Below are 6,441 nucleotides of genomic sequence, written 5' to 3' on the forward strand. Positions count from 1 at the left end.
GCCAGCAGCCGGGCGTGGCTGATACCGATCCGCGCCTGGCGTGAGCCGGTTCTTCAGACTTGCGAGCGTTGAATAGACGTCGTAACCGGCTCAGGCGGCTTCGACCGCCAGCCGGTCGCGGACTCTGGCCAGAATATCCAGGCCATGACGTCGTTTGGCCGGATCATACAGGTCCACGGTAAACATCAGCTCGTCCACTTCCACGGTTGCCAGCAGTTCAGTGAGCTGCTGGTGAATCCGGTCTTCGTCTCCCAGTACCTGTAACCCCAGGAAATCCCGGATGCCCGCTTCTTCCTGTGGCGTCCAGAGGCCGTTCATGGATTCTACCGGTGGTTTCATCCACAACGGCTGGCCCCGGAACAGCGCCAGGATGCGCTGGTAACTGGTGGTGGTCAGGAAGCGGGCTTCCTCGGTGGTATCGGCAGGGACTGCCGGCAGCGCCAGCATGGCGTAGGGCTGGTCCATGGTGGCGCCAGGCTGGAACTGATCCCGGTAGATACGCAGGGCTTCCCGGTAGAGCCCGGGCGCAAAATGACCGGCAAAGGCATAGGGCAGGCCGTTCATGGCGGCCAGCTGGGCGCTGTAGAGGCTGGAACCCAGCAGCCAGATTGGTACGTTGGTGCCGGCACCGGGAATGGCCTTGACCCGCTGTCCGGGTTGCAGCGGACCCAGTAACGCCTGCAACTGGGCGACGTCCCGGGGAAACTGCTCGGCGCCGATGCCGTCCCGGCGCAGCGCCCGGCTGGTGATCGGGTCAGTGCCGGGGGCACGGCCAAGTCCGAGATCAATGCGTCCCGGGTACAGGCACTCGAGGGTGCCGAACTGCTCGGCAATCACCAGTGGCGGGTGATTGGGCAGCATCACACCGCCAGAGCCCACACGAATGGTTTCGGTCTTGCCGGCAATGTGACCGATCAGTACCGAGGTGGCAGAGCTGGTGATACCTTCCATATTGTGATGCTCGGCCAGCCAGAATCGTCTGAAGCCGAGGCTTTCACCATGACGTGCGTAAGCTACACTGTTAGCAAGCGTACGGGATACGGTGTCCCCCTCCCGCACGGAAGCCAGCTCCAGTAATGAAAATGGAATCAGGGATGACATAGAGGCTCCGGGCCGTTAATCCTGTCGGACGATATACTTGAAAGTCACAGCATGACAGTTGGCGCCAGGCCTGTCATGGCATTTGGAAAAATCAGTCCTGGGCCTGAGGAAGTCGACGTTGCCCTTACCCGAAGTCAACACATCGCCATTGCGGATCGCGCTGATTTATCTGGTACTTGGCGGCCTGTGGATACTGTTCTCCGATCAGCTGGTGAACTGGCTGTTTGCCGAAACCAATGGCGAACTGAGAGCCAGAGCCCAGACACTCAAGGGCTGGTTCTTTGTGCTGATCAGCGCAACCATGGTCTATTGGCTGGTGCGCCAGACTGTTACCCGGCTTGAGCAGGCCGCAGGACTGATGGAGTTGCAGACCTCCATGGTTGAGAATGCCCAGAATGGCATCCTGGCGGCAGCTCCCGACAAGCGCATTATCTATGTGAATCCTGCCTATCTCGGAATATCCGGTTTCAGTAAGGAGGAGCTGCTTGGCAAAGGTCTGGAGAGTCTCCGCTCCGGCGCTCATGATGAAGCCTATTATGCGGAACTCTGGCAGACCATGGCCGACACGGGCAGCTGGCAGGGCGAGATGATCAGCCCGCGTCGTGACGGGTCCCTGTATACCGAGTGGGTAACGCTGACCCGGGTCAATGACGTCTGGGGTCGGGTGGCTTACTACCTTGCCTTTCTGACAGATATCAGCGAAGAAAAGGCCGATAAGGAAAAGCTTCGTTATCTGGCTTTCTATGATCCGCTGACCGACTTGCCAAACCGTGCGTTGATTGCCGAGCATCTGCGCAATGCCCTGCGCCAGACCCCGGAAACCGGCAGGCGCCGGGTTGCCTTGTTGTTTATTGATCTGGACGATTTCAAGACGATTAACGAATCCCATGGTCACAAACTGGGTGATCAGCTACTGACGGTCGCCGGCCAGCGTATCCTGCAATGTCTGCAGGACGGTCAGCAACTGGGCCGGTTCGGAGGTGATGAATTTGTGGTGCTGGCCCCGGACATTGACGATCAGAAGGCGGTTGAAGCATTGGCAGGGCAGCTGCTGGATGCATTGGGTGCCGGTTTCCGGCTGGATGACGATACCCGGGTAATGGTGCGGGCGAACATCGGAATTTGCCTGGCCCCGGGTAACCGGGATGCGGTGATGAATGATGCCGATACGCTGTTCAGTCAGGCGGATTCCGCGTTGCGGGAAGCGAAACTGGCGGGCAAGAATACCTTTGCTTTCTACAACAGCGATATGACCCGGCTTGCCCGCAAGCGCCTGCGCCTGGAAGAGGCACTGACCGGAGCGCTGGCGCGAAATGAGCTGATGCTGTTCTATCAGCCGGTTTACGATGTGGCCAGTGGTGAACTGACCGGGAGCGAGGCGCTGGTACGCTGGCAGCACCCGGACTGGGGGCTGATCTCACCAGCTGACTTTATACCGCTGGCGGAAGACACTGGCATGATCGTTGAGCTTGGCGCCTGGGTGCTTCGGGAAGCCGCCCGCCAGACCCGCGAGTGGCTTGATGCCGGTTTGAACCCGGGACTGACAGCGATCAACGTGTCGTCACGTCAGCTGGCCCGGGGCAATTTCGTGGGGCTGGTCCGACAGGTGCTTGCCGACACCGGCCTGAGCCCGGATCATCTGGAAGTCGAGCTGACCGAGAGTGGCCTGCTGGCCCTGGGCGAGCGCACCACCAGCCTGCTTCATGATCTCAGGGATACCGGTGTGAGAGTCGCTATTGATGATTTTGGCACCGGTTATTCCTCTCTCAGTTACCTGCGGCGGTTCCGGGTTGACAAGCTCAAGATCGATCGCAGTTTTATCAATGAACTGAGCACCTCCCGCAACGGTCTCGGAATTGTTCAGGCTATCGTCGCCATGGGCCGTGCCATGAATCTTGAAGTCCAGGCCGAGGGGGTCGAGCTGGAGAGTCAGCTGACGGTGCTGCAGGAGCTGGGGTGCGACAGCTTCCAGGGTTTTCTGCGAGCCGCTCCCATGCCTGCCATTGATATGACTGAGCGTTTGCGGACCCCGGGGGGGGCGTCCGGAGGTTGATCTGGAACAAGATGCCGGTTCAGAGGAACCGGTTGAATGGACACATGCCTGTTTCAAAAAATGGAGCTTTGCCCGATGCCCGCTGTGAATGAAAAAACTGACCAGGATACCCGTGCCTGGCACGCGTTGAGTTCGACCGATGTCCGGGAATGCCTGCAGGCATCAAAGCCGCTGGACGCCAGTGAAGTGGCCCGACGGGCGGCTGACTACGGCCCGAACCGGCTGCCGGAAACGGCCGCCCGTGGACCTCTGGCCAGGCTGGGTCGTCAGCTCCGCAATTTTCTGATTTATGTGTTGATTACGGCGGCGGTGATTACCGGGGTGTTGGGCCACTGGATAGATACCGTGGTTATTCTGGCGGTGGTGGTGGTGCAGACCCTGGTGGGGTTTTTGCAGGAAGGCAAGGCAGAACAGGCCCTGGCCGCCATTCGGCACATGCTGGCGCCCCACGCCATTGTCCTGCGGGCCGATGGCCGTCACACCGTCCTCACGGAAGAGCTGGTGCCGGGTGATACGGTATTGCTGGAGCCCGGTGACCGGGTGCCGGCGGATTTGCGACTGGAGAAGGTACACGGTCTGCAGATTGACGAAGCCATTCTGACCGGCGAGTCCATGGCGGCAGAAAAGACCACAGAGCCCGAGCCTGAATCGGCGGTGATCGGTGATCAGCGCTGCCTGGCGTTCTCCGGCACCATGGTGACCACAGGCACCGCCCAGGGTGTGGTCGTTCGCACCGGAACCCACACTGAAATCGGACGGATATCAGGCCTGCTTGGTCAGACCGAAACCCTCAAAACCCCCCTGCTGGAGCAGATGGATCGCTTCGCCCGCTATCTGTCGATGATCATTATTGTTGCCGGAGCCATCATTTTTGTGGCGGGAACCTGGTTCAGCAGTCTGGCGGTGGATGAACTCTTCATGGCAGTGGTGGGCTTGACCGTTGCTTCCATTCCGGAAGGTCTGCCCGCCATTCTTACCATTACCCTGGCCATCGGCGTGCGTACCATGGCCAACCGCCATGCGGTGGTGCGCCGGATGCCGGTGATTGAAACCCTCGGTGCCGTATCCATCATCTGTTCCGATAAAACCGGCACCCTGACCCGTAACGAAATGACGGTCACTGCAGTTGCCAGTGGCGGGCGCCGCTTCACTGTCAGCGGCAGTGGTTATGCTACCGACGGCGAGGTGGCTGCGGATGACGGTCATGCAGAATTGCCGCCGGTGATCATGGAGATGGCCCGGGCGGCAGCCCTGTGTAATGACGCCCACCTCAAGCTGGCAGAAACGCCGGTCCGGGTGATTGGCGATCCCATGGAGGGCGCCTTACGGGTGTTTGCCATCAAATCCGATAACGACATGGCCGATATCGGAAGTGCCTGGCCACGAGCCGATGAAATTCCCTTCGATGCTGCCTACCGCTTTATGGCCACCCTCAATCATGACCATCATGGTCACGCCGTGGTCTACCTCAAGGGTGCGCCTGAGCGGGTACTGGACATGTGTGCAACCCAGCTGAATGAGCAGGCTGAGCCAGTTGCTCTGGACCAGGAATACTGGTTGAAAGTGATTGAAGACATGGCTTCTGAAGGCCTGCGGGTGCTGGCTTTGGCCCGGCTTCCGGTGGCACGGGATAAAAGCACGGTCGCGGTTGAAGACGTCAGCAGCGGACTCGAACTGATCGGAATCACCGGGCTGATGGACCCGCCTCGCCCGGAAGCGATAGAGGCCATTGCCGAGTGCCACCGGGCCGGGATACGGGTGAAGATGATCACTGGTGACCATGGTAAAACGGCAGGGGCCATTGCGGCAAAGCTGGGGCTGCAGGAGACATCCCGGGTGATGACCGGCAAGGAGCTGGATGAGCTGGACGACGACGAGTTGGCGGCGGTGGTGGTCGATGTGGATGTATTCGCCAGGACCAGCCCCGAGCACAAGCTGCGGCTGGTGACCGCGCTGCAGAAACAGCATGGTGTGGTGGCTATGACCGGCGACGGCGTCAACGATGCCCCGGCCCTGAAGCGGGCGGATGTTGGTATTGCCATGGGTGTGAAGGGGTCGGAAGCTGCCCGGGAGGCCGCGTCAGTTGTGCTGCTGGATGACAACTTCGCGAGCATTGCGGCGGCGGTGCGGGAAGGGCGTGTGGTATACACCAACCTGAAAAAGGCCATTGCCTTTCTGTTGCCGATCAATGGAGGTGAGTCCGTAAGTCTGGTGGTAGCCCTGTTGCTGGGCCTGACCTTGCCCATAACCGCGCTGCAAATTTTGTGGGTCAACATGGTCAGTTCGGTGATTCTGGCCATGACGCTGGCCTTCGAGCCGGCAGAGGACGACGTCATGTCACAGCCACCCAGAGCCAGGGATGAGTCGTTGCTGGCAGGGTTCGTGATCTGGCGGGTTATTTTTGTCTCGGGGCTGTTTCTGGCCGGTATCTTTGCGGCCTGGAACTGGGGCATGACTGCCACCGGTGATGTGGATTACGCACGGACTCTGGCGGTCAATACCCTGGTGGCCATGGAGGTTTTCTACCTGTTTGCGGTGCGCTATCTGGACAGTCCGTCGGTCACCCTCAAGGGCGTGCTGGGCACCCCGGTGGTGCTGCTGGCGGTAGCCGCGATTATCGTACTGCAGTCTCTGTTCACCTACCTGCCGCTGTTCCAGAACGCCTTCGGAACCGCTGCGCTTGGTGTTGCCGGTTTGTCCTTTGCTGCTGGCGCCGGCATTGTCCTGCTGGTGATTCTTGAGATTGAGACTCTGATACGCCAGCGTTTGATGAGCGCCAGAACCGTGCCGGCTGCCTGAATTGTCCGGCACCAGCGGGGCTTTTGCAGCCCCGCTGGTGGTTATGGCTGAACTCAGGAGGCTGCAGGAATCAGGGTGGCGGGAGTGCCGTTCCCCTCTACCGCTGCCAGTTCCTGGTCTGTCAGGAAATCACTGGCCGGACGGCCCAGCAGGGCGGCACCGGCGTGAAGGGCATGGGCCCAGGTGCAGCGGTTGGCGAACAGCATGCCGGCTTCGTTGAGGGTCCCGCCACGATTGATGTAGCCAAGTACCCGGCTGTGGGCCTGATCCGGACAGATCCATGGGGTATGGCCGCGGAACACTTCCGGGCGCATGTGGGTGAGGATCACCCTGTGTTTCATCCGGTGGGGAATGAGGCGCTCCTTGTCCAGCTCACTGAGGCAGTATTCCGCCTCAAACCGGTCCCGGGGCTGACGAAATCGCCCCGGCTCCTGCACATATACCAGACGGAACGGCGTGTTGGTGTCCCGCAGCCGTTCGCAGGCGTG

Annotated in this window: 3 protein-coding genes and 1 pseudogene; 2 read left to right on the plus strand and 2 right to left on the minus strand. The window is 60.3% G+C overall.

Annotation, left to right across the window (positions count from 1 at the left end; genetic code table 11):
* Positions 1 to 90: 90 nt before the first annotated feature.
* Positions 91 to 1,101, minus strand: a complete 1,011-nt coding sequence (locus tag AAC035_RS17160) for an LLM class flavin-dependent oxidoreductase (RefSeq protein ID WP_339806310.1) — start codon at positions 1,099 to 1,101, stop codon at positions 91 to 93.
* Between the two features lie 118 nt (positions 1,102 to 1,219).
* Between AAC035_RS17160 and AAC035_RS17165 the strand changes: the two genes are divergently transcribed.
* On the plus strand, positions 1,220 to 3,154 hold the full coding sequence (locus AAC035_RS17165) for an EAL domain-containing protein (RefSeq protein ID WP_339806312.1): 1,935 nt from the start codon (positions 1,220 to 1,222) through the stop codon (positions 3,152 to 3,154).
* Between the two features lie 75 nt (positions 3,155 to 3,229).
* Positions 3,230 to 5,953, plus strand: coding sequence for an HAD-IC family P-type ATPase (locus AAC035_RS17170; protein WP_339806314.1), 2,724 nt, complete (start codon positions 3,230 to 3,232; stop codon positions 5,951 to 5,953).
* 53 nt (positions 5,954 to 6,006) lie between these two features.
* Here the strand turns inward: AAC035_RS17170 and AAC035_RS17175 are convergent.
* A pseudogene (locus tag AAC035_RS17175) lies at positions 6,007 to 6,441 on the minus strand (xylulose 5-phosphate 3-epimerase); the annotation flags it as partial.

This window comes from uncultured Marinobacter sp., from assembly GCF_963974375.1.
Taxonomy (GTDB): domain Bacteria; phylum Pseudomonadota; class Gammaproteobacteria; order Pseudomonadales; family Oleiphilaceae; genus Marinobacter.